Origin of the sequence: Falsiruegeria mediterranea M17 (assembly GCF_900302455.1) — a bacterium.
GTDB classification, from domain to species: domain Bacteria; phylum Pseudomonadota; class Alphaproteobacteria; order Rhodobacterales; family Rhodobacteraceae; genus Falsiruegeria; species Falsiruegeria mediterranea.
Genome location: NZ_ONZG01000017.1, coordinates 1 through 24,338, shown reverse-complemented (window position 1 = coordinate 24,338; position 24,338 = coordinate 1). Strand labels below are relative to the sequence as shown.

Sequence of the window (24,338 nt, the reverse complement as noted above, 5' to 3'; positions counted from 1 at the left end):
GCAATTCGATTTTTTCCTATGATTTTGCCTGTTTCAAAAAGGGGTGCATGACGTGGACATGATCGGACGTGCTCGGCAGTTGAATCAGGCGTTGCTGAACCAATTTTCTCCACAACGCGTCGTTTTTCATCATGTGCCAAAGTGTGGAGGCACATCGGTAGGGCGCGCTTTGCGGATGCGATACCTGTCCAGTCAGGCGACGGTCAAACCCGAGGCTTCGTTCCAGGCGTTCAAGGCTTTTTCCGGTCGCACCGACACGGATCAAATGATGCTTGACGTCAATGATCTGCGGAAACAGATGCTGCTGTATCTGATGTATGACGATGTGCGTTGCATTTCGACCCACGTGCCATTTTCACATGTCGCCCACACCGAATTCAAAGGCAGCTACAAGTTCATAACCCTGTTGCGAGACCCGGTTTCGCGGTTTCTGTCTCATTACAACTGGAACCGAAGCAGGCCGGGGTCACATGGCCATGTCTCAGAGGACTTTGACACGTTTCTTGCCAGCCGACGGGCTGGAATGATGGGAACCGAATTTGTCGAGATCTTTGCAGATATGCCAACCGATACGGACCTGAAATCACCCGAAGCCATTGACCGGGCAGTGCATCATCTGAAGCAGTTTGATATTGTGGGGCGATTGGATGACCTGGACGGGTTTGTTGGTGACATTCGTCAGACACTTGGCTTGCGCGTAAGGATCGGGCATCGGAACAAGACAAGCAAGTCTGACAATGTGGTTTCACGGGCCTCTTTGAACCAGGCACAGTTGGCCCAAGTGCAGGCGATCTGTGCCCCCGATATCGAGGTCTGGAAGCGGGTTTTCCCGACTTAAGCCGCGAGTTTTCTGGCCAGGTAGCGCACGATGGGCAACGGCACGTCCGGCATGGCATTGATCGTGCAGCTGCGTTTGAGCAGATCCAAGGTTTTGGGGCAGCTGTCCGGTCCGGGGCCATTGGGGTGCCCGGCCCATGCCCAAGGTGTGATACCAGGATGAGCCATCTTGCGGGTCAGGATTGGCCCCCATTCGGTGTACACATGCTTTGACGTGTCAAACAACCTGCGTGCACCGCGTCGTTCCGAGAATTGAACGGCTTCGAGCTCGGTATCAAACGTCAGCACCAGGCTTGCCGCTGGCCCATCATCATGCAGCGGGGCCACCGGATATCCCGCCCACCCAAGCTGATCTGCCATGACTTCGACGCGCCGGGTCATTCGATCGATGCGGCTTTGCAACTTGCGCAGTTGCACCCGCAGGATCGCCCCCTGCATTTCGTTGAGACGAAAATTGTTGCCCAGAAATATTTCGTCCGGATCGGTAGTGTTGGATTGTCGAAACCCCAGACCCATGTCATGCGCGTTCCTGGCGCGGGTCAAGAGGTCGGGGTCGTTTGTCAAAATCGCCCCCCCTTCGCCGCAGGTCATGTTTTTGTGCTGATTGAAGCTGAAGGTGCCCATGTCCCCAAAAGTGCCCAGAACCTGTCCCTGATAGCGGATGCCGACCGCTTGGCACGCATCTTCGATGACTTTCAGATCATGCGTGCGGGCGATGCTCAAAATGCTCTCAAGATCGCAAGGTCGGTTGAGCATGTGGACCGGTATGATCGCACGGCTGCGCGGCGTAATTTTGGATGCAAGATCGGTGGTGTCTATGGTGAGTGTCGTGTCGATCTCGACCAACACCGGAACAGCTCCCACGTGCAGGACGGCTCCGGCGCTGGCCATCCAAGTGTAGGCGGGCACCAGCACCTCGTCACCCGGGCCGATTTCACATGCCTGCAGGGCCGATATCAAAGCAGCGGTGCCACTGGAGACGGCTAGGGTGCCCTGACACCCAGCGAATTGGGCCAATTCGTCTTCGAATCGATCACATGGCCCCCCAGGGCGTTCCGTGCGCGTCAGGGGCCCATTCGCCATGACGCGCCCGACGGCCATCCATTCACGCATGCCCAAGCGTGCCATTCAACCCACTCCAATACATTGATCCACCACGGGCGGCGGCGCTTCAATACAAGCGGTTGCCGCGTGCGGTAGATTATATGACACTTTGTTCTGCATTCTGGTCACTAAAGCAAAAATATGATGCCCGTTCAAAGTCTCAATGAGATAGAGACCACAGACACACTGCACGCCGACCTTCTGATCGTGGGGGGTGGGGCATGTGGTTTGACCTTGGCGCGCGCGATGTCGCGACCCGGGCGGCGGATTATTTTGCTGGAAAGCGGCGGGGCGACCGAGGATGCCGCACACGAGACGTTGAATGCCGTGGAGATGCCGGGGTGGAGTGACGAGGAAGCAGCAACCCGAGACAGCTATCACAAGACACTGACGCGTCATTGGTCGGGGGATCACCAGCAATACGGCGTTCGATGTCGTGGTTTGGGTGGGTCGACACAGGCGTGGGCCGGAAAATCGGCGCCGCTTGATCCGATAGATTACGAAGCGCGCAATTGGGTGCCCTTGTCCGGGTGGCCGATGGACAGCGCAGAACTCGCACCATTTATCGAGCGGGCCTCTGATCTGCTGAACCTTGGGCCCCGCGTCTATGATGAACGCTTATGGGAACTTTTGCGGCGCGATCCGCCCACGCTGTCACCCGAAAACGAGGCTTTGCGGACAATGTTCTGGCAGTTTGCCCGTTCGCGCAGGCAGATGACCGACATCATGCGGTTCGGAGCAGATTTCCAGGCAGATCTTCCCGAGGGTGTTCAGGTTGTGACCCAGGCCACCGTTACGTCTTTGGACAGCACCGCCGACGGGACATGCTGCACGGGGCTCATAGCGCGCAGTCTGGCCGGGCGCCACATAAAGGTCGAGGCGCCAGTCTGCGTGCTGGCCGCGGGTGCGATCGAAAACGCGCGGCTTCTACTTCTGTCTCGCGAGAACACGCCAAACGGGCTGGGCAATGACCATGATACGGTGGGCCGATACCTGATGGACCACCCAACCGCGGTCGTGGCGCGTGCAGCCCCTGATCACCTGTCCCGAATGGCGGCCCAGTTCGGTTTGTTTGGGTTGCGCGGAAATGGGCAAAGCCATGCATACATGTACGGTTTGGCCCTTACGGATCACATGCAACGAAAGAAGCAATGGCTTAACGGTGCTTTGTTCGTGACGGCGGAACGGGCCGCAGATGATCCCTTTTCAGCGCTAAGACGGCTGTTGCGTGGGCAAAGCAAGGCGTGGACCTCGGATGTCGGGTCTGTATTGCGCAGCCCGGTGCGACTGGCGAGGGGGGCGGGGGCCCGTGTATTGGAGCGAGGGTATCTGCCGGACACCCTGTCGCGGGGCATCGCGGATCTTGCGGTGCGGTTCATGCCAAACACGCTGGCAGGTGACCTTCGGTCTGGGCACTTGCCGGTCAAGCTTTCTGGTGTACGGTTCGAAGCAACGACGGAACAGCCCCCAGACCCGGCAAACCGCGTAACACTGTCTGATGCGCGAGACCCCTTCGGATCGCCGATACCGCATGTCGCCTGGTCTGGGGGAGAGGCCGCTCGATCGAACCTGCTGAAGCTGGCGCACACGCTTTGCGCTAGCTTTGATCAAGCCGGATTGCCGCCCCTGATCTCCGAGCCTTGGGTGCAAGAGGGCAAGCCAGCGACTGCACCGATCTTCGATCTGGGTCATTCTCTTGGCACCACCAGAATGTCGGACGATCCAAAACTGGGGGTCGTGGACCGCGACTGCGCTGTCCACACGGTGGCAGGGCTCTATGCAATCGGCGGGTCAGTCTTTCCCACGTCGGGTCATGCCAATCCGACGCTGATGATGGTTGCCTTGACCCTACGGTTGGCAGATCACCTGGAAGGCAGGATGACCAGTGCGCGTCGTTAGAACCCGTGCATTCGTTTTGCCCATTGATAGGCGATCATCAGACCTTTCATCCGCGGGAGCAGAACGAGCGCCCCGACAACGGCCACCACGGACATTGTGGTCGCCAGCACCCAAGGCTCTGGCCGCCATTGAACCCAGGTAATGTGGAGCGCAAAGCCCATCAGATGACCGACGATCAGAATCGTCAGATACGCGGGTCCATCATCTGCGCGCTGATGGTGAAAGGGTTGCTGGCAGGCACTGCAATGATCGTTCACCTTCACATAGCTGTGCAGCAACTTGCCCTTGCCGCATTTGGGGCAGCGCATACGCAGCCCGTTCACTATGGCGGGCTTCAGGTCACGGGTGTTGTCTTGAGATTGGATGTCAGCGGTCATCATCTGCGTCCTTCGGTTTCAGCGTTGCATCTAGGTGAGTCGCGCTGGAAATGCAATCAATATCCATACAATTTCTGTAATTGATGCTTAATGATTTGCAATGATCGCTTTGTACGGTTATCTCCATTGTCATTCCGGCGATGGAGACACCGATGACCCAATGGCACCTCACCCTGCAAGAGACAGGCAAGCCGCGTTACGTAGAGATCGCCGAGGCCATCCGCGCCGATATCGAGGCGGGGACGCTCAAGCCCGGTGATCGCCTGCCAGCGCAGCGAAAGGTGGCGCAGCAGGTTGGCGTGGATTTCACCACCGTGTCGCGTGGTTACGCCGAAGCGGTCAAACGGGGCTATATCGAAAGCTTTGTTGGCCGAGGGACATTTGTACGGGCACCATCGAAAGAGCGCGAGGCACCAGACCCACGCCGTGCGATGGAAGAAGACCCAATGATGAATATGCCGCCCGAACCGGATGATCCCGAACTGATCGCGCGCATGGAGCAGGGGTTGCGACATGTCTCGGCCAATCTGGTGCCGCTCTTGCGATATCAATCCGTCACCGGCAGCCAGCAGGATCGCGAGATTGCGGCACGTTGGATGGCCGAGAACGGGCAAGACGTTGCGCTCGAGCAACTGGTCATAACGCCGGGGGCCCATGCGACTGTTCACGCGGTGCTGTCACACCTGAGTGAAAGCGGGCCAACGGTTCTGTGCGAGGCGGTGACCTATCCCGGTGTGCGGGCCATCACCGCGCAACTTGGGGTGCGCCTTGTTGGGGTCGACATCGATACCCAGGGGATTCTGCCGGACGCATTGGAGCGCGCCATTCTCGAGCATTGGCCGTCTGCGGTCTATCTGAACCCCACACTGCAGAACCCTGGGGCTTATACAATGCCCGAAGATCGCAGGCAGCGGGTCGCTGACATCCTACGCCGTCACGACATCCCTTTGATAGAGGACGATGCGTGCTGCTTTGTGGCCTCGGACGCGCCGTCGCCGATTTCGACTCTGATCCCTGAGCTTGGGTGGCACATTGCGGGCCTGTCCAAGTGTTTCGGAGCTGGTCTCCGCTTGGCACTGACAACCGTGCCTGTGGGGCAAGCCAAGGGGCAGTTTGCGCAGGTTTTACGTGCCAGCAATGTGATGACGTCACCGATCAGTGCGGCGCTCATGAGCCGTTGGATCGAGGACGGCACCGCCGAAGCGCTTCAGGGTTTCGTGCGCAGCGCGGCAAAGCGGCGGCAAGCCTTGGCTCGCGATGTGCTCAGGGGGTGCGATGTCCGTGGACAGGACGAGGCGTTCAATGTTTGGCTGACCTTGCCGCCCGGCACCAGCCGGGCCGAAGTTATGGGGCGAATGACCGGTCGCCAAATCGGTCTTATGCCAAGTGACGCCTTCACGGTCTCGGGCCCACCGGCCGAAGCCATGCGTGTTTGTCTGGGCGGCCCAATTTCCGAGGCGCAACTGGCCGAGGATCTCGCTGAATTGAGGGATGCGGTGTTGACCAAGGTATGGATCGGTTAGGGTCCGGATCCATTAATTCTGCACCTCGGCTCAATCGCTGTTCCCGCGCCGGAGGCGCATGAAAAGATGTTGGCGAACCGAGCATGGCTTTCGGTCAGATATGCCCCTAACGTGACCGCAATATACGTAAGAGACCATTCGAGGGGGCGGTCCATGAAGAGCACGGAATTTTGCAGTCGGTTGAACCTGCAAGTGCCCATCATCCAGGCACCGATGGCAGGCGTTTCGACACCCGCCATGGCGGCGTCAGTGTCGACTTCGGGTGGTCTGGGATCGTTGGGCGTGGGGGCCGCCACGGTGGATGGCGCTCGCGCCATGATCCAAGAGGCGCAATCTCTCACAGATGGGTTCATCAATGCCAATGTGTTCTGCCATCGCCCCGCACGTGCAGATGAGGGGTTGGATGCCGCATGGCTGGAGCGTCTGGAGGTTGAGTTTGCATCCTTTGATGCGACGCCGCCCCCGAGTTTGAGCGAGATCTACGATATATTTGTGGGCAACAAAGAGATGACGGCCATGTTGCTGGAGACGCGGCCGGGGGTCATCAGTTTTCACTTCGGTCTGCCCACCCCGGAACAAATTTCTGCTTTCAAGTCACAAGGCACCTATCTGATCGCCAGCGCCACGAACCTGGACGAGGCGCGTTTGGCCGAAAGCGCGGGTATGGACGCGATCGTGGCACAAGGATGGGAGGCCGGTGGACACCGGGGGTGTTTTGACGAAAACGCGCCAGATGATCGGCATGGAACCATTGCTCTGACCCGCATATTGGTTCGCGAGTCCAAGCTTCCGGTGATCGCCGCCGGAGGCATCATGGACGGCGCAGGTGTTCGGGCGGCGCTCTCTCTCGGGGCCGCTGCGGTGCAGTTGGGGACAGCTTTTGTTGCTTGCGAAGAAAGCAGTGCAAACGAAGCTTACCGCAAGGCTTTGCTGGGTGATCCAGCAAAGCACACGGTGATGACGCGGGTTATCTCGGGCCGACCGGCAAGATGCTTGCAGAACCGGTTCACGCGATGGGGGCAGGATGTGTCGGATGCAGATGTCCCAGACTACCCACGTACCTATGATGCGGGTAAATCTCTAAATTCTGCAGCCAGCGCCAAGGGTGAAGGCGGGTACGGAGCGCAATGGGCAGGGCAGGGCGCGCCGCTGGCCCGGTCATTGCCAGCGCATGAGCTCATGTCCGCCCTTAAGGCAGAATTGGCAGAGAGTTCGATGTAAACATGAAATGTGGCTGTGACGCTGCAGGCGCGCGTTACATCCGACAAAAAAGTGGCCATCGTGGAATCCTATTTCGCCCATAGGTATTCTGTATTTTGCCCTCTTGCGCTCGCAAATTAAGGTCTGAAATGGCGCGACTATCGCCATTTCAACAGACGCATCGCCGCCGAAACCCAACGGTTCGTGGCGTGGTGGTTCCGGGGGGCAAAGTGTGAATGACAAAGCCATAGAGGCAGCTCTTGATGTCATGGTTCGGCATGTCGACGCCCTGAATGCGCGCGATCCGGAAGGCGTTGCTAGAACATTGCATTTTCCTCATTTGCGTTTGGCGGGCGACACAGTCAAAACTTGGGAAAATCACCGGAACTACATGGATGATTTTCACCGGCGGGCGGGTGGAAACTGGGGCCATACAGAATGGGGTCACCTGAAACCTCTGCAAGCCAGCAGCACAAAGGTTCACATTGATGCTCTGGTCCAACGGTTCGACAGGGATGGCGCTCCGATCGTATCGTTTCGGTCGCTGTGGGTCGTCATGGAAATAGACGGCGTTTGGGGTGCGAAGTTCAGATCGTCATTTGCGCAAGACATTAGCTAACACATCATCATATTCTCTTCTCGCGGCATCTGCGGTATAAGCAAACTGACTACCCTACGTTGCAGAGGACCGGATGAATATCCGCCAACTCAGATACTTCATCTCGATCGTTGACCAAGGCAGCGTGTCCAGTGCCGCCCGGGTGTTACACATTGCGCAACCCGCTCTCAGTCAGCATATTGCAAACCTCGAAGAAGAACTTACCACGGATTTGTTGGTTAGATCGTCACGGGGTGTAAAGCCGACAAAGGCCGGCGAGGTCCTGTACCAGCATGCACGAAAGATCGTGGCGCAGATAAAGCAAGCAACAGACGACGTTCGAAAGGAAGCCGACACCCCCAGAGGAGAAGTATCGATTGTTGTGCCCCCCATGCTGGGTGTGCACGTCGCGCCGTTGTTGCTTGAGAGGATCACTGGAAAATACCCAGAAGTCGATTTGCGGATCATGGAAGAACTCGGGCTTAGAGTTAAGGAAATGATCGAAAATGGGCGCGTCGACCTTGGCATCCTTGCGACACGCGAGCAGAGCCCCAAAGCCGAATATCTGCATCTTTATTCCGAACCTTTGTTTCTGGTTTCAAAACGTCGGCCGGATGATCCGGTTTGCAATGGATTGGAAACCGTAGATGTCGAACGACTTTTTTCTGTTCCTCTGGTGCTCAGCCAACAATCTCATGCCGTGCGTGAAATGATCGAAGATGCAGCAGAAAAATGGGGCGGACCCTGAATTTGCGTGTCACGACCGAGTCTACGCGCTTGCGTATCAGCTATATTCGCAGCGGTGTTACGTATGGCGTCCTGCCTTGGCCGTCATTCGACGCCTTGTGGCGCCGAGGTGAACTTACAGCACAAAGGTTGGTGAATCCGGACCTGGTTCGGAACATCTTTCTGGCGTGGCCACGAAATCAACCATTGAATGCAGCCACGCGAGTGGTGCGGCAAGAAATGATGGAGATCTGCCATGAGCTGTTTGAAGCAGGGATTATCAAAGGCGACCTAGCCATCGAAAGAGCCGACAATCAGAAATCATAGAGCCGGGTTGGATCCTCCTTCAGATTGACGCTCTGGTCCTGTCATCCGAGTGCCAGTCTCGTGGTTGTTTCAACAATCCTCCATCGTCGGCCAGCAGTACCGATTGGCGCAGCGCCTGGGGCCAGGACGAGGGGAGTAATCGTTGCTGCGGTGCTGAAATTCAGCGTCAGCATTAGGCGCTCGGAAATCCGATGCTTAGAAAATTTGTTGAGAAATGAACGATGGATACGATTGCCACGTAAGGCGACCAAACCAACCCCAAGGACGCTTCGCGAGGTGGGGGATACTTGAGGCTAAGATCGTCAGACACGCTTCAGAAGCACGGAGATTCCTTGCCCAACGCCGATGCACATCGTGCAGAGCGCCAGCGAAGCCCCGGTCCGTGAGAGATGATTGGTCGCTGTCAACGCCAACCGCGCGCCCGACATGCCCAAGGGGTGCCCCAAGGCAATTGCGCCGCCATTGGGGTTCACATGCGCTGCATCATCTGCCAAGCCAAGGGCCCGTGTGACGGCCAGCGCCTGTGCGGCAAAGGCTTCGTTCAGCTCGATGATGTCGATCTGGTCGATACTCATGCCCAGTCGGTACAACAGCTTTTGTGTAGACGGAGCAGGGCCATAGCCCATGATCCGCGGCGCAACACCCGCCGCAGCGGCGGCCACAATTCGCGCCCGCGGGGTCAGCCCATGGCGCTTGATGGCCGCGTTGTTGGCGATGATCAAAGCCGCCGCGCCATCGTTGACGCCCGACGCATTGCCCGCCGTCACAGATCCTCCCTCACGAAAGGGCGCGCGCAGCTTGGCCAGCCCTTCTGCTGTGGTTTCCGAGCGCGGGTGCTCGTCGGTGTCGACCACCTTGGGATCGCCCTTGCGCTGCGGGATGGTGACCGGTGTGATCTCTTCGGCAAAGACCCCAGCCGCTTGAGCCGCCGCCGCCCGCTGTTGCGAGCGCAGGCAAATGCGTCCTGATCCTCGCGGCTGATGCCGAAGTCCTCCGCCACGTTCTCGGCTGTTTCCGGCATCGAAGCGACGCCGTATTGGGCCTTCATCAACTTGTTGACAAACCGCCAGCCGATGGTGGTGTCATGCATCTCATTTGCGCGGGAAAAGGCGCTGGTGGCTTTGGGCATCACAAAAGGCGCGCGGCTCATGCTTTCGACGCCGCCTGCGAGGATCAGCTCGGCATCGCCCGATTTGATCGCACGCGCGCCATAGGCCACGGCATCCAGACCCGAGCCGCAAAGCCGGTTAAGGGTTGTACCAGACACGTTTTCGGGCAGCCCAGCCAGCAGCGACGACATACGTGCCACGTTGCGGTTGTCTTCGCCCGCCTGATTGGCGCAGCCATAGAGAACGTCGTCCACAGCCTCCCAATCCACGTTCGGGTTCCGCTCCATCAGGGCCTTCAAGGGCACGGCACCCAGATCGTCGGCCCGGACCCCGGACAAACCACCGCCGTAGCGCCCGATGGGCGTGCGGATGGCATCGCAAATGAACGCTTGCGTCATCAGATCACCCCCGCATCGCGCATCGCCTGAATGGCGGCTGCGTCATGACCCAATCCGCGCAGGATCTCGTAGGTGTCCTGCCCCTTTTTGGGCGGGGCGGTGCGGAACTCATTCAGACCGGCCGAAAATTTGGTCGGGTATCCAGCCTGGAACGTCTTGTCCTCGCCTGCGCCCAATTCACCGAACATCCCGCGCTCGATCAGATGCGGGTCGTCGAACAGGCGCATGTCTTCATAGACCACGGCCCAAGGCAGATCGGTCGGACCAAAGAGTTCCTCCCACTCGGCCAGAGTCTTCGAGGCGAACATCTGTGACATCAGCCCGTGTACTGCCGCCTTTTGTTGGTTGCGCAGTTTGTTGGTCTTGTAGTCCTCGCGCCGCAGATCGGGGAACTCGTCGCCCATCATGTCCGCCAGAACCAGCCAGAACTTGTTTTCAAACAGACCGATGGCGACGTGCTTGCCATCCTTGGTTTCAAAGATGTCATTGTCCGGCATCACAAACGACATCCGGTCCGGGTCGCCGTCACACAGATCATGCGCGATCCGCACCAGCGGCGCGGACCAGTTGACCATCGCATCGGTGATCGAGACGTCTAGATACTGCCCCTTACCGCTCATCTTGGCCGAGCCCATGGCGACTGCCAGCGACAGCGCGCCGTACATAGCACCGGCATAATCCGACAGGCGCACCTTGGGGCGCGCGAGCTTGTCGTTGACCTGAGAGGGCACCGCGAAATAGCCCGACAGCGCCAAAAAGTCGATGTCGTGGCCTGCGCGTTGGCGATAGGGGCCGGTTTGACCAAAGCCCGAGAGCGAACAATAGACGATGGCGGGATTCAGCGCCTTCACCGCTTCATACCCAAAGCCCAGCCGGTCCATCACACCGGGGCGGAAACTCTCGATAACCGCATCAGCGCCTTTAAGCAGATCAGTCAACACTGCCTTGCCTTCGTCGGACTTAAGATCCAGCGTCAGCGACCGCTTGTTGCGGTTCAGGCGCGCAAACATGTCCTTGCCCAATCGACGCCCAGGGTCGCCATGCTTGGGTTCCTCGATCTTGATAACTTCGGCGCCGAGATCGGCCAGCGTCTGGGTCGCAAAGGGACCAGGCAGTAAACGCGACAGGTCAATGATGCGCATGCCGTTCAAAAAAGACCAATCGTTCGTCATTGAGCTGCCTCAGGGTTCGCTTTTTTCCAGGTCTTCTGAATGCCTTTGCCGATGGTGTTGCGCTGGATTTCCGAACTGCCGGTCAGCACGCGGAACATGCGCAGGCGGCGGAAAACCCATTCCACGGGATGGTTCTTGGTCATGCCGGTGGCGCCGTGGATCTGGATCGCCTTGTCGGCCACCTGAAACGCATTTTCGGCAACAAACACCTTACACATCGACGCCTCGGTACGGATGTTTTCGCCCCGGTCGGCCTTGGCAGCGGCGGCATGGATCATTGAATGCGCGGCAAAATTCGCGGTCTTCATGTCCGCTAACATGTGCTGGATCGCTTGAAAGTTGGCGATGGGTTGTTTGAACTGCACACGACGGTTCGAATAGTCCAACGCTTGTTCCAGCGCGAACTGCGCATGACCCAGCATGGTGGGGCATTGCAGCAGACGGTTGATGTTGATCCGCTCCATCCCCAGCTTGAAGCCACGCCCCAATCCGCCCAGGATGTTGCGCGCCGGCACGCGGACGTTTTCCAGAATGATATCGTTGTCGATGTGCTGGCCCGACATGGGCAGATAATGCCCCTCGATCCGGTAGCCCGGCGATTTCGCATCCACCAGGAACGCCGTCACCCCATCGTACCCTGCATCCGGGTCGGTCACGCACATGACGATTGCGAAATCTGCGGTGCGCGAGGCGGTGATGAACCGCTTGTGGCCGTTGATGATGTAGTCATCGCCGTCCTTGACGGCACGTGTTTCGATGCGGGCAGCGTCGGAGCCTGCGTTGGGTTCGGATAGGGCAAAACACCCTGCGCGCTCACCGCGGGCTGCTGGGTAGAAGAACTCTTCGTTCTGCTCGTCCGTGGCCTGTGTGATTATATAGCCGATCCGCATCGGGCCACCGTTCTCACCCAGAACACAGCCATAGAGTGCCGCATTCGACCGGGTGGCGTCCTCTTTCAGTGTGCACAGCTGATCAATCGACAGGCCCAGACCGCCGAACTGTTCGGGCAGGTTGCAGCCGTAGATGCCCAGCTCGCGCGAGCGTTTCCACCACTCTTCGAGCTGTTCCCGCTCGAACCGCGTCTCATGGGTCAGCCCGTTCTCTTTCTCGAACGGCAGCATTTCATTGTAGAGCAGATCGTTGACCTTACTCCGCAGCTCGGCAAATTTCCCGGTCTCCAGGCCGGATGTCGCTCGGTTCAACCCCTGGCTCATGGTCACACCTTCCGATCCGAACCGGCCCAATATCTGTTGCGCACTTGGCGTCGCAGGATCTTGCCAGCGTCATTTTTGGGGAGCTCGGCCACAACATCGACAGAATGCGGTTTCTTGAACTTGCCAAGCTTGTCGGCGCAATGGGTGATCAGGGCCTCAGCGTCGATCTCGGCCCCATCGCGGGCCACGACCACGGCTTTGACGGCCTCGCCCAGGTCGGCGTCTGGAACACCAACAACGCAAGCTTCGAACACTTCCGCGCGTTCGAACAGCGCATGCTCGACCTCGTTGGGGTACACATTGAACCCGCCGGTGACGATCATGTCCTTCTTGCGGTCGATGATGAAGATATAGCCGGTGTCGTCGATGTAAGCGATGTCGCCAGTGTGATAGCGGCCGTTTTTGAGCACCGGCGCCGTCAGTTCGGGCGCGTTGAAATAGCCCTGCATGACATCCTCGCCCTTCACGACCAGTTCACCCGCTTCTCCCACAGGCAACGCGTTGCCCTCGTCATCTACAACCTTGACCTCGGTTTCAAAAAGCGCACGCCCACAAGAGCTGAACAGCTCCGGCCGTCCGTTCATGGCCAGCGCGTGGTCGGCTTCGGTCAACAGCGTGACCGAGGAACAGACCTCGCCCGCGCCATAGCCCTGGTTCAGAATCGGGCCAAAGAACTCGACCGCTTCGCGTAGGCGCGCAGGGGAAATGGGGGCCGCACCGTACCGAAGCAACTTGAGTGAGGAGAGGTCGTAGTCGCCTCGGTTCGGTGCGGCCAGGATGCGGTTGATCATGGTCGGGACCAGATAGGTCTGTGTCACTTTCTCGGCCTGAAGCGTCGAAAGATACATGTCCACGTCAAACCGCGACAGGATGACGTTGGTGTGGCCCTGTGCAAGCAAGGGCATAAGCGCCATCCCGGACACGTGAGTAATGGGTCCCACGTGCAAAAACGTCTCGGGCTGATCGGGATAAAGCCGCGAGCGAAAGGTAATCTTGCGCAAGATCGCCCGACGATTGCGCAGCGAATGCATCGCGGCCTTGAGCACACCGGATGATCCTGAGGTATAATGATGCACGACGATGTCGTCGGGATCGATTTCGACGCTGACAGGGCTGCTGTCTGCCTGCGCAAGAGCGTCTTCGAAGCTGCCGCCGTCCCCCATGACGAGCAGCGTCTGCAACCCGGAGTTTTCAGCAAGAGCATGTTGTGCAGCAGCGAGATGCGCCTCATCCGTGATCAACACTCGCACCTCACTGTCGGCACAGACATGGATCACCTCATCAGTCGAGAGCCGTGCGTTGATTGGCACACGGACAAAGCCACCTTTCAGCAGCGCCACTTCGGCCTCGGCAATCTCAACCCGGTTCCAGGAAAGCACGGCGACCCTGTCGCCTTTGACAACACCCAGCCCGGTCAGGGCGGCCGCAAGGCGGTTCGTGTGGTCGTCCAATTGCGCATAGGTCAGTTCGACGCGTTCATCCTTGAGTGCGACACGCTCCGCCCAAAACAGGGCTGATCGAGTCACTAGGTTTCCGAGGTTCATGGCAGTGTCCTTGCGTATGGGCGCACGGGCTCTCTCGATGGGGCCGGGCGGCAAAAGATCAGTGCGGCAAGAATAGAAATCTGCTTTACGCAAAGAAAATATTATTTAAATCTGCACTCCATCTGATTTTCTTATGTCTTGAGATGCGCGTCACAGACGGAAGCGATCCAAGTGGTCAAACCTCCTATTTTCGGCCTTGTTGTACAAATCGGGGTCTGACCGCTGTTCCCTTTTCTGCGGAGGGATTTATGCCACGGCCCTTGTGGCAGGTGCACCAAGCGCGGTGTATCCGTTTAGCACTGCGATACGGTCATTTAGCTCAGGGACTTGGAGATCGAAATCGCGGGCCACGGGGGCGTGGCCGCGCAGCTTGATGCAGTTCCTCCACTGACAGGCGGTGCATGTCAGATAGGCATGTCACGAAAAGGTTGGCCTTCAACAAGGCTCCGGTGGTGGCCAGCGATCCACCGTCACCAGGACCTTGCCCACAACGGCGGCTGCAAAAATCACGTTTTGTGCCATGCCGCCTCAAGGCGCACTGGCAAGCCGTGCTCCACGCCGCTCAGGTCGAGCGTCTCAAATGCTGTTCGATTTCGTTGTGCGTCTCTGTGTGGTCTCTCCCGCGACGTAGCGCCAAGATCCTGATACTTGTCGCAAAGAACGCATCAGAGGTTCCAGTGTACGCGAGGGTTCTTGCGGCGGGGCTGCCTCAGTTAGAACGCAGGTTCTCACGGCGGGGCCGGTAACTCTCTTGAGCGTGGCTCAAATCGCTCTTGCGAAACGATTTCCGTGTCTCTGCGCGTGACGTTCCATTTGCTCAGCGTTGGGTCACTGGTCAGCGCGATCTGTACCGCATCCTGCCGCCGTTCATCCGTCGGTTTTGGTCCCTTAGCCTGTTGCCGCTAATGCATAATGTGTTGCCGATGTTGCGCGAACGAACCTAGGCAGGCCAGCGCGTCGCCCATGGAATAGCTGCTTGTATGGCTCCACACGCGGAAAAAACTTTACATAATCGTTTCTGTCGCTCAGCTTGATTTAAGTTTCTTGAGTTTGATTTCCGACCATTACTGCTTTTGCCCAACCGGTTGGCATCGAGGTTCGTGTAAAGAGTGTGCCCCAATTGGCGCGCTGTGACAGGGCATATAACCCGCGGTCGAAATCTTGAGACCGGGTACCATGAGGTCTACATGCCAACTGCAGCGCCCAATCTTAAGAAGCTATCCAACGAAATGTCGGATTTTTCCGACCACCTTCTGAGCACTTCGATTGTCATTGATGACGCAAGAGACATTCTCTTTGCTGTTCGTCAATCTATGAAGTTGCCGGGTCGGATCGCCTCAGTCAGCGACAAACTGCATAAGACCGCAGACAGTGGTGAAAAAGTCGCCAAAGTCCTTGCCAAGATCGGGGTGCTCAAGCCAGTCGCAGAGCCATTTGGCCGTATCTTGTACCAAGTTGACGAGCGCATTCTTGAAATAGAAGACAAGGCCAAGGAACTTAAGGTCAAATTTGAGCCCTACCTTGATAGGCTTGATGCGATGAACAAAGTCTTGCGGGGGCTGGAATACGGCCTGAAAGCCGAAGCTGACGCAACAAAGGGCTTATCGCAGCGGCTTACTGTGGTTGGTGACAAGCTGGACGATGCCAAGATCTTTGTAGATTCCGACTTTGGCACGGACAGCCAAGGCGTTGTGGACCCCAAGATCGAAGCGATCAAGGAACGGCTTTCAACACTGTTCGACGACATCAATACCGCGTCTAGCGGTGCCAGTTCTGCACTGGCAACCATCAACAACGTGATTGAGACCGTCGAAGCGGCGATCAACAAGCTTCGAGTTGATGTCGACATAAACCTGGATTTCGACATTCTTGAAAATTTCCAGGCCTTGCTCGACGAGGTTATGGACAAGTTCGAGTTCCTCGCTGACCCGTTGATTGCAGTCTATGACGCCGTGGGTCCGGTTCTGGATGCGCTGGGTTCAATTTTTGGCTGGATTTTGGCGCCGCTCGAGGCAGTGCTGGACGCCATTATCGAAGCGACAGGCATTCAGGACTTGCTGGAAAAGGTTGGCGATGAAATCGCGGGCATTCTTCCGGACGTGAACATTCTGGAACTGTTCGATGTGAATTTCGATCTGAATTTCGAGCTCAACCTGATTAACCCGTTCGAATTCGACATACGTGAACCGCTGGATCAGCTACTTGCCGATTTGCAGGCCCCCGGGTTCTTATCCACTGTGCTGGGCCCAGCGACGTCAGGCGATGACATTCACCTTGGGCTTTTGCACAACACCCCCGATGAATCCGTAAGGGCCTCGGACGGCGACGATTTGATTGTCGGTGGCGAAGGCAATGACACGCTTAACGGCGGCAACGACATGGATTTCCTGATCGGCGGTGGCGGTGACGACGAACTGAATGGCGGAGATGGGTCAACGCGGGCCAACAATCCGGCACCGCGTGACGTTGTACTGTATTCCGGGTCGATAGACGACTATGCGATCGTGAGCATCATCGGAGATGATGGGTATGGCACCGGCACCTGGATCATCAGCGATTATCGGTCTGGCGTCGAAGGCAACGACGGTGCCGATACGTTAACTGGCATCGAAGACGTCGTGTTCAACGATTTTCTCTTGCCGATTGGCGACTTGGACAGTTTCGTCCGCACCCAGAGCCCCGCGGGGGAAATGCGCTTTGTTCATGTGGGATCGTCCAACGTGACCGAGGTCATTCAAGGGCAAACCTACTATTTGACCGCATCGAACGGCGTTGATTGGGTTTATGGCAATGTCGGGTTCGATGACATTCGCACCGGATCTGGCAAGGACCAGTTGACCAGTGTGGCCAATGCCGACTTGACCGTCATCAATCTCGGCCGCCCCGGTGATTATCTGGATGGCGGTGCGGACAACGACACGTTCTTTATCGGCGACGGCAGCGGTACCTACGATATCGTCATCGGCGGAACCGGAGAGGACTCCGTCATCTATTCCGCCATGCCACACGGCATGAGCGTCTACATGGCCCAGGGCGCAAATTATAATCTTTTCCGCCCGACCTCGGTCAATATTGATGTCGACTTTGTTGGACGCATGCAGGCGGACCCCGGCGCCCCCCTTGTCGGCATTATCCGAGAGGTCGAGCACCTTAACGGGACCAACCACGATGATTTGTTCTGGGGCACTGACGCTGCGAACAAGATCGACGGGCAAGATGGCAACGATCAGATCCGTGGCCTTGGGGGCAATGACACGCTGATCGGTGGCAAAGGCAACGACACAATCGTTGGTGACAGGGGTGATGACCTCATTATCAGCGGCACAGGTTTGGACCAGTTCATTGGGGGCTGGGGGAACGACACAATCCTTGCAGGCGCCAGCAATCAGGCGTCGATGTTCTATACAGTGGTGACAACAACAAACGCCTATTCTCACGAATTCGGGTTTGTCGATTTTATTGACACCGGCATTGATCAAAACCGGCTCGACCTGCCCGGCGGGATCGCCGTGACGGCCAGCAACGCACCTGGTGTTCAGCACGTTTCCAAATACACCACCAGCGTTTCTTTGGGGGATCGATTTGGTGAAGATCGGCTGGAAGGCATTGACTGGCTGTTCGGCTCGGATGGCTCGGATTACCTGGAGGTCGCACGGGATGTGACCCAGACCATCTTTGCCGGCTACGGCGATGATACACTACACGGCGGCACGATCGATACGGGCAGTCGGCTTTCTGGTGGCCAGGGCGACGATCTTTTCTATAGCCGCTCCAAGACTCCTGATACCATGTTTGGTGAAGACGGCAGCGACACCTTTGTCATCTCGGGCTCGACTGGGGTGGAAGGTGATCTGTATTTCGGCGATGACAATCGTTCGACCCCGCTGTCCGGTATCGACACCATGGACTTTTCGCAGAGCGATTTTTCGTGGCACATCTACCTAACGGCGACGAACGGGAATGGCACGGCTGTTTCCAAATTACCCATCAGTGTCGCAGACGCTGATGATCCACGGTTCATTCAGCCCACTCTTGGTGTGAACGGCACAGTGCCCAAATTGCCGGGCGTTGTTGTGGAAGGTGAAACTTATCCGGGAACCGTGACGGATCTGCGCGTTGCGGATGCCAATACAGAAGAGCCGGGTGGGCGCACTCATGGTTTGGGTGAAATGGAAGTGTTCCTGGGTTCGCAACATCGCGACATAATTACAGTGGGCAGCCCTGAAGCCGGCATAACCGTATTCGGGAATGGGGGCGATGACGTCTTGTTCGCTGGCCAGCAAAATTCCGATCACCTTGATGGCGGTGAAGGAAACGACGTTCTGGGTACGTATAATCCGTCTTTTTCAACAGACCCCAATGGCTCTTACTTCGATGTCAGTCTGTTTACGTTGCTCGATGGTAAAGAAGGGGATGATCTGTTTGTCGCCGGGGATTTCCGCGAAGATATTCGGGGCGGCGCCGGTGTTGATGAGCTCACGTATGAAACAAGTCGTGAGGCCGTTGATGTCAACTTGAAAACCGGTGTGTTGTCCGGAGGTTATGCCGAGGGCGACAGTGCGACCGGGATTGAAAACCTGACCGGATCGCAGAACAACGATCACTTGGTTGGCGATGATGAAACCAACTTGATCCTTGGTTGGGATGGCAATGACACCATCGAGGGCGAGGGAGGCTTGGACCTTCTGTTCGGAGGCGATGGCAATGACGAAATTGATGGCGGTTCTGGCAACGACGCATTGCATGGCGGCAATGGCAACGACACCCTGGATGGCGGCGACGGAATCGATACGGCGTCTTGGACATTGTACCAAGAGGATCCAAAGGGTGGATTTGACCGACTGACAAACGATCTGTCCGGCATCACGGCGGATCTCGACCTGGGAACGGCTGTTGGTGGCTCAAGCACAGACACATTGATCAACATCGAGAACCTAAGCGGCGGTGTGGGTGACGATGCGCTGTCCGGTGATGCAAACGACAACGTTTTGGCTGGACATGAAGGTCGCGACACGCTTGAGGGGCGCGATGGCGACGACATCCTTTCCGGGGGACTGGGCGACGATACGTTGAACGGTGGCGGCGGCGATGACTGGCTGAGCGGTGGTGCCGGCTACAACATGGTCGACGGTGGTTCCGGCTTCGATTACCTCGATTATGGAATTCTGCAATATTCAATCACTGTCGTTATGGCTGGCGTTGGTTCGCGTGCCGGTATGTCCACAGGTTTGGTCTCCAGTTTCATCCCGCTCGATCGTACGGTTTGGACGGACTCGCTGACTTCAATTCAAGATCCATTGGGGGTTGCTGGCGACACCATTCTCTCGGGGACGGACGAGACGAGATATACTTACCAAGTGCTCGAAAGCGGCACCCGTCTCCAAGAAGATCCAATCACCCCAGAACAGTTGTTCCGGTACTTCAATCCGGAATTTGCGCGTGAAGCCAGTGATTTGAACGACATTCGTTACTTGCCGGACGACGGAGACCTGCTGCCGGAACAAGAGTTCACGATTATTGATTCATATCACGCTGCGTTTGATGAGTTCGAAAATATCGAGTTGGTTGCTGGCGGATCGGGCGATGACGACTTTACCGGCAATGCCGAAAACAACACTTTCCACGGCGGCATAGGAGCGGACACGATCCGCGGCGGGTTGGGACACGACACGGCAAGCTATTTCGGATCCTCTGGGGCGGTTCAGATTGATTTGGGTACGTCAGCAGTGTCGGGCCATGATGCCGAAGGCGATGTTTTGACCGGTATCGAAGGTCTGGTTGGCTCGTCATTCAACGACATCCTGACGGGTGACGGCGAAGACAACCACATCAAAGGCGGCGGTGGAGACGACACAATGTCGGGCGGAACTGGCACCGACACCGTGTCGTTTGATGTCGCCAGCACGGACGTCATTGTTGCGCGCACGTCCACCGGGGTTCGGATTGTCAGGGCGGACGGCGGCACCATCCTGGAAGATGACCACGTCAATGACGATGTCGAGTTTTTTGAGTTCACCGATGTGACACTTTCGGCGTCTGCTTTGGCGGGGTTGATCGTTGCAGGAGACAATACAAGTGAGTTGCTGATCGGCAGCGAGATCGCAGACAATATTCTGGGTGCAGGCGGTGATGACACGATAGAGGGCCGTGGCGGCAATGACCTGCTAAGTGGCGAGGCGGACAACGACTCGCTTGAGGGCGGACTTGGCAACGATACGCTGGATGGCGGCGCTGGCGATGATCACGTGCATGGTGGCGGTGGCAACGACAGTCTGATTGGTGGTGCTGGACGGGACCATTTCATGGGGGGGCCGGGCGATGATGTCTTCGTCGTAGATGATGCCTCGGAAATCACTGTCGAAAACGCTGGCGAAGGTACCGATCTGGTTGAAACGTCGGTGTCAGACACATTGCAGGCCAATGTCGAGAACCTGACGCTGACGGGCGCTGAAGATATCAACGGTACAGGCAACGGCGACGCCAACGCACTACTCGGGAACTCCGGGATCAACGAACTTCGGGGCCTTGGCGGAAATGATACGCTGAATGGCATGGGCGGCGCCGATACGCTTCTTGGTGGCGGCGGCGACGATTTGTATGTGGTGTTCGACAACACTGAGACATTGGTCGAAGCGGTGGGCGAGGGGATCGATACGATCCAAACTCAATTCACCACAACGCTGGGCGATCATTTTGAAGGTCTGCATCTTACCGGCATGGGCAATCTGGACGGCACCGGCAACGTCCTTGCCAACATTTTGCAGGGCAACGACGGCAACAACACCCTGATGGGGCTGCGCGGCGATGACACATTTGTAGGGAGTGGCGGAAACGACCTGATCCAGGGCGGTGCTGGACTGGACGAAGTTAGCTATGGATTTTCCCTTGCCGACGCGACATTTGACTTTGATCACCCCGACTACATCCTGGTGCACCACAATGGCACGGTAGATCGCCTGGAAAGCATAGAACGGTTTACGTTCAGCGATCAGTCGCTGGATACAGAGGCGTTGCGCCTGATCGTTCTGCCAGAGCAAGACGTCCAGCTTTTTGCCGCAGATTATTTCGTTAGTGACTATGGCATCGACAACTCGCGCGAAGGTGAAGGGGCGCAGTTCCTCAATGTTGGGACGGCCAGCCAAGGGTCTAATCGTGGGAATGAAGTCCACTTTACGACAGCGTTCGAAAATGGCGGTGGCCGTGCACTCTTTGGGGGTTCCGGATTCCTAAATCCTGCCAATGGCACCGCCAACAACTTTAAGGTCGATTTTTCGGGCGGCAACACATCGATGATGTCTGTGTTCGGCTTTAGCAAACCGCTGTTGGATATGCTGGATAAGCCTTGGACCTATTGGGAAACGAACATCTTCAATGGGGATGATCGGTTCGTGGGTTCGTACCACAACGACACGCTTGTCGGTTACTCGGGCGACGATACGATGTTCGGCGGTAATGGCGACAAAGTACGATATGACATCTCGGACACCAGCAATATCCCAAGCCCGCGTCCATCAAACATCCGCCAAGCGGGGCAAGTGGCCGATGATGTGGCGTTTTTCGTACATGATGGTGACGACTTCCTGAACGGTGAAGACGGGAATGATTTGATCGATGGCGGCACCGGCAATGACACTTTGCTTGGCGGCGACGGTAACGATCAACTTTGGGGCGGTGGAACATCCGGCAAGCTCAAGGACGCTGGTGATCCGACCTCTTCGCTTGATGTCGGGGCGGACAGCCTTGATGGCGGAAATGGCGATGACACGCTTGATGGGGGAACCGGGAATGACACGCTGACAGGCGGTCGTGGTGCGGATGTCTTTGTCCTGACAGAAGGCATGGGCAACGACACGATCACCGACTTTGCCGAGGGTGTGGACAGCTTTGACATGTCCGACCTTTCAAGCGCACAACAAGCAGCCATCATTGATCAAACAACGGACGGTGTTCGGACGTTGACACTGGAAGATGGGTCGGTGGTGACCATTTATTCAGGCTCCAACAATGCAAGCCCGACTGGAGTTGTCAAACTCAGCGGTATTGCCAAGCAAGGTCAATCGCTTACCGCTGACACCACCGAGCTTGAGGATATCGATGGGTTGAATACGTTCACCTATCAGTGGCAACGCGATGGAGAAGATATCGCCGGGGCGACTTCGATAAGCTACCAGTTGGAACAGGCCGATGTCGGACGCAAGATCACGGTAGTCACAAGTTACACCGATGGTGGCGGAACTGAAGAATCTGTTGTCAGTAAAGCCAGCGATCCGGTTGCCAATTCGAATGACGCACCGACAGGTGAGGTCGTCATAAATGGTGAAGTGACCGTTGGCTCTGTTCTTCACGCAATCACCAACTCAATCGGCGACGGGGACGGGTTGGGTGTTCTCAGATATTCTTGGCTGCGTGACGGCACACCGATTACAGGTGAAAATGATCCGGAATATCTTGTGACAGAAGATGATCTTGGGTCGCGGATAACAGCACGTATTGAGTACACCGATGGCGGCCGCACATTTGAAACAGTTCTCAGCGCCGAAACTGTCGTTGTCGAGTTTCTGTACAATCTGATCACCGGAACTGAGAATTCCGAGGTTTTGCAGGGCACTGCCGATACAGACCTTGTCGACGCCCTAGGAGGTTATGACTGGATCGTCCCGGGTCGTGGAAATGACACGGTCAATGGTGGGTCTGAGCGTGACATGGTGTCTTACTCTGATGTCGGTGAGGTCGCGGGGCGCGGGACTTCATTTATGCTGAACCTCGATCTTGGGGCAGGAACGGCAAATATTTTCGGCGGTGAGGTCGACGAACTGATCAGTATCGAACGGGTCACTGGATCGATCTTTGCTGATGTGTTGCGGGGGACGAATGGCAATGACGAGCTACGCGGCATCGGCGATTACGACTGGTTCATAGCGACTGCGGGCAATGACACGCTGGACGGTGGTAATGGGCTGGATATGATCACATTCTTGGAGGCCCAAAGCAACGGCGCCCCGGTGGTTCAGGACATCTTTTCCATGAATGGCGCACCGCCTGCGGGTGCGGCTGTTGGGGGCGTGACGCTGGATCTTTCGGATCCGACGCAAAGCACCGGATTGGCAGATGGGTTGACGTTGGTTTCGGTTGAACGGGTCACCGGATCGTCCCACCAGGATGTGTTCTATGGCGACGCGCAACAGAACGATTTCAGAGGCTTAGGCGGCTATGACTGGTTTGTCGGATCCACCGGCGGTCGCGAGCGCTACTTTGGCGGCGATGGATTGGACACGGTTACGTATTTCCAGTCGACTTCAGGTGTGGGCGCGTCTTTGCGTAACGGAGCGGGGCTCTTTGGGGGGCAGGAAACGGGCTATGGCACGGCCGGCGACGCGGTTCGGGACTTGTACTTTGGAATTGAAAACCTTGTGGGCTCGCGTTTTGATGACCGACTAACGGGGTCGAATGAGCGCAACCAGCTCAATGGGCTGGAAGGAGATGACTTCATCTTTGGCTATGGTGGCGTCGATTACATGATGGGCGGAGCTGGTGATGACCAGATCAGCGGTGGCGCGGGTTCTGACTATGCCATTTTCAGCGGCAATTCAGTCGACTACACGCTGACGCGAGGCACGGGGGCGCAGAGCAACCAAGTGACCGTTGTAGGCGCGGACGGTACCGACCATCTGATGGATGTTGAGTACTTCCGGTTTGACGATCAGGACCTGAACATTTGGGGGTTGTGATTGGGAACGGGGGATTTTGTTAGTGGTTTCTTCCCAAGCTCATTTGCTTTTTCGACTGATCCCGAGTTTGAAATCTTCGGAAACGGCGTCAAGGTGTGCGCCGCTCTGCGGTACAGGAAAGAATCTAAAGCAGAAGCTACAGGCAAAGGTATCCGTTCCAGTGGACCGACCGCGACATGGTCAATGCTCAGATCGCGGCGGCAAACGCCTCCATGCAGAAAATGTATGAAGCCGGCGAGCCGGGCTACGTGAACACGATTGGTCTAGATGACAGCCAGTCCTGGGGAGAGTTCGTTGGTTCCGGCGTGAACCCGATGGCCGAAGAAACCTATGACTACTAAGGTCGTGACGGGGGCAAGGGCCCAGTGGTGGTTCCGACCTTCACCAACGCACACATCAGCGACCAGGCCATGCAATCGCTGATCTCCATCGATGAGCACCATGCCGAGGATCCTGAGAATGCCCCTGTTTATGCCCCACTCAGAGGAGGCCTCTTATCTAGGGTTATCTACCTCATTAATAGGTATAAGTAATGGAGAAGATGTCTTAGAGAGAGAAGAGAAGAGAAGAACCTGAGTAGGG

The 24,338-nt window shown here is 57.0% G+C and carries 12 protein-coding genes and 3 pseudogenes; 8 read left to right on the top strand and 7 right to left on the bottom strand.

Annotated elements, in window-relative coordinates:
• The first annotated feature begins 58 nt into the window (after positions 1-58).
• Entirely contained in the window at positions 59-838 is a 780-nt protein-coding gene (locus tag TRM7615_RS23325) for a sulfotransferase family 2 domain-containing protein (protein WP_125133737.1), read from the top strand.
• Here the strand turns inward: TRM7615_RS23325 and TRM7615_RS23320 are convergent.
• On the bottom strand, positions 835-1,965 hold the full coding sequence (locus tag TRM7615_RS23320) for an aminotransferase class I/II-fold pyridoxal phosphate-dependent enzyme (RefSeq protein ID WP_108792302.1): 1,131 nt from the start codon (positions 1,963-1,965) through the stop codon (positions 835-837). The two genes, TRM7615_RS23325 and TRM7615_RS23320, sit on opposite strands and share 4 nt — an antisense overlap.
• Before the next feature lie 120 nt (positions 1,966-2,085).
• Between TRM7615_RS23320 and TRM7615_RS23315 the strand changes: the two genes are divergently transcribed.
• Positions 2,086-3,840, top strand: a complete 1,755-nt coding sequence (locus TRM7615_RS23315; RefSeq protein WP_165821512.1) for an FAD-dependent oxidoreductase — start codon at positions 2,086-2,088, stop codon at positions 3,838-3,840.
• On the opposite strand, the gene TRM7615_RS23310 is transcribed toward TRM7615_RS23315, so the two are convergent.
• Complete coding sequence (locus TRM7615_RS23310) at positions 3,837-4,217, bottom strand: DUF983 domain-containing protein (protein ID WP_370739834.1); 381 nt, start codon at positions 4,215-4,217, stop codon at positions 3,837-3,839. The genes TRM7615_RS23315 and TRM7615_RS23310 overlap by 4 nt on opposite strands.
• Before the next feature lie 152 nt (positions 4,218-4,369).
• Here TRM7615_RS23310 and TRM7615_RS23305 point away from each other — a divergent pair, with 152 nt between their 5' ends.
• The 4 genes and pseudogenes from TRM7615_RS23305 (at position 4,370) to TRM7615_RS23290 (ending at position 8,591) form a co-directional block, all read left to right on the top strand.
• Entirely contained in the window at positions 4,370-5,740 is a 1,371-nt protein-coding gene (locus tag TRM7615_RS23305) for an aminotransferase-like domain-containing protein (protein ID WP_108792296.1), read from the top strand.
• A gap of 153 nt (positions 5,741-5,893) precedes the next feature.
• Positions 5,894-6,961 carry an NAD(P)H-dependent flavin oxidoreductase gene (locus TRM7615_RS23300; protein ID WP_108792294.1) on the top strand — a complete coding sequence of 356 codons (1,068 nt, stop codon included), beginning with the start codon at positions 5,894-5,896 and terminating at the stop codon, positions 6,959-6,961.
• 211 nt (positions 6,962-7,172) lie between these two features.
• Positions 7,173-7,559, top strand: coding sequence for a hypothetical protein (locus TRM7615_RS23295; protein WP_125133736.1), 387 nt, complete (start codon positions 7,173-7,175; stop codon positions 7,557-7,559).
• Between the two features lie 73 nt (positions 7,560-7,632).
• Positions 7,633-8,591: pseudogene (locus TRM7615_RS23290) on the top strand (LysR family transcriptional regulator).
• Between the two features lie 302 nt (positions 8,592-8,893).
• Here TRM7615_RS23290 and pcaF read toward each other — a convergent pair.
• From pcaF to TRM7615_RS26045, 5 genes and pseudogenes are all read right to left on the bottom strand, one after another.
• Positions 8,894-10,098: pseudogene (pcaF, locus tag TRM7615_RS23280) on the bottom strand (3-oxoadipyl-CoA thiolase).
• Entirely contained in the window at positions 10,098-11,270 is a 1,173-nt protein-coding gene (locus TRM7615_RS23275; RefSeq protein WP_207775265.1) for a CaiB/BaiF CoA transferase family protein, read from the bottom strand. The pseudogene pcaF and the gene TRM7615_RS23275 overlap by 1 nt, the downstream one beginning before the upstream one ends.
• Positions 11,267-12,484 carry an acyl-CoA dehydrogenase family protein gene (locus TRM7615_RS23270; RefSeq protein ID WP_108792286.1) on the bottom strand — a complete coding sequence of 406 codons (1,218 nt, stop codon included), beginning with the start codon at positions 12,482-12,484 and terminating at the stop codon, positions 11,267-11,269. Before TRM7615_RS23270 ends, TRM7615_RS23275 begins: the two co-directional genes overlap by 4 nt.
• A gap of 2 nt (positions 12,485-12,486) precedes the next feature.
• Positions 12,487-14,028, bottom strand: coding sequence for a class I adenylate-forming enzyme family protein (locus tag TRM7615_RS23265; RefSeq protein WP_108792284.1), 1,542 nt, complete (start codon positions 14,026-14,028; stop codon positions 12,487-12,489).
• A gap of 246 nt (positions 14,029-14,274) precedes the next feature.
• Positions 14,275-14,409: pseudogene (locus TRM7615_RS26045) on the bottom strand (IS5/IS1182 family transposase); the annotation flags it as partial.
• Between the two features lie 806 nt (positions 14,410-15,215).
• On the opposite strand from TRM7615_RS26045, the gene TRM7615_RS26040 reads away from it, so the two are divergent.
• Positions 15,216-23,756 (top strand): hypothetical protein, encoded by an 8,541-nt coding sequence (locus TRM7615_RS26040; protein WP_108792282.1) that lies wholly within the window; start codon positions 15,216-15,218, stop codon positions 23,754-23,756.
• A 176-nt stretch (positions 23,757-23,932) separates the two neighbouring features.
• Positions 23,933-24,097: a hypothetical protein gene (locus TRM7615_RS25620; protein WP_165821510.1), complete on the top strand. Its 165-nt coding sequence runs from the start codon at positions 23,933-23,935 to the stop codon at positions 24,095-24,097.
• The last annotated feature ends 241 nt before the right edge of the window (positions 24,098-24,338 follow it).

What these genes read in the sequence shown, in the direction of transcription:
- TRM7615_RS23325 (WP_125133737.1), top strand. Translation starts at nt 59, where the DNA reads ATGATCGGACGTGCTCGGCAGTTGAATCAGGCGTTGCTGAACCAATTT.
- TRM7615_RS23320 (WP_108792302.1), bottom strand. Translation starts at nt 1,965, where the DNA reads ATGGCACGCTTGGGCATGCGTGAATGGATGGCCGTCGGGCGCGTCATG.
- TRM7615_RS23315 (WP_165821512.1), top strand. Translation starts at nt 2,086, where the DNA reads ATGCCCGTTCAAAGTCTCAATGAGATAGAGACCACAGACACACTGCAC.
- TRM7615_RS23310 (WP_370739834.1), bottom strand. Translation starts at nt 4,217, where the DNA reads ATGACCGCTGACATCCAATCTCAAGACAACACCCGTGACCTGAAGCCC.
- TRM7615_RS23305 (WP_108792296.1), top strand. Translation starts at nt 4,370, where the DNA reads ATGACCCAATGGCACCTCACCCTGCAAGAGACAGGCAAGCCGCGTTAC.
- TRM7615_RS23300 (WP_108792294.1), top strand. Translation starts at nt 5,894, where the DNA reads ATGAAGAGCACGGAATTTTGCAGTCGGTTGAACCTGCAAGTGCCCATC.
- TRM7615_RS23275 (WP_207775265.1), bottom strand. Translation starts at nt 11,270, where the DNA reads ATGACGAACGATTGGTCTTTTTTGAACGGCATGCGCATCATTGACCTG.
- TRM7615_RS23270 (WP_108792286.1), bottom strand. Translation starts at nt 12,484, where the DNA reads ATGAGCCAGGGGTTGAACCGAGCGACATCCGGCCTGGAGACCGGGAAA.
- TRM7615_RS23265 (WP_108792284.1), bottom strand. Translation starts at nt 14,028, where the DNA reads ATGAACCTCGGAAACCTAGTGACTCGATCAGCCCTGTTTTGGGCGGAG.
- TRM7615_RS26040 (WP_108792282.1), top strand. Translation starts at nt 15,216, where the DNA reads ATGCCAACTGCAGCGCCCAATCTTAAGAAGCTATCCAACGAAATGTCG.
- TRM7615_RS25620 (WP_165821510.1), top strand. Translation starts at nt 23,933, where the DNA reads ATGGTCAATGCTCAGATCGCGGCGGCAAACGCCTCCATGCAGAAAATG.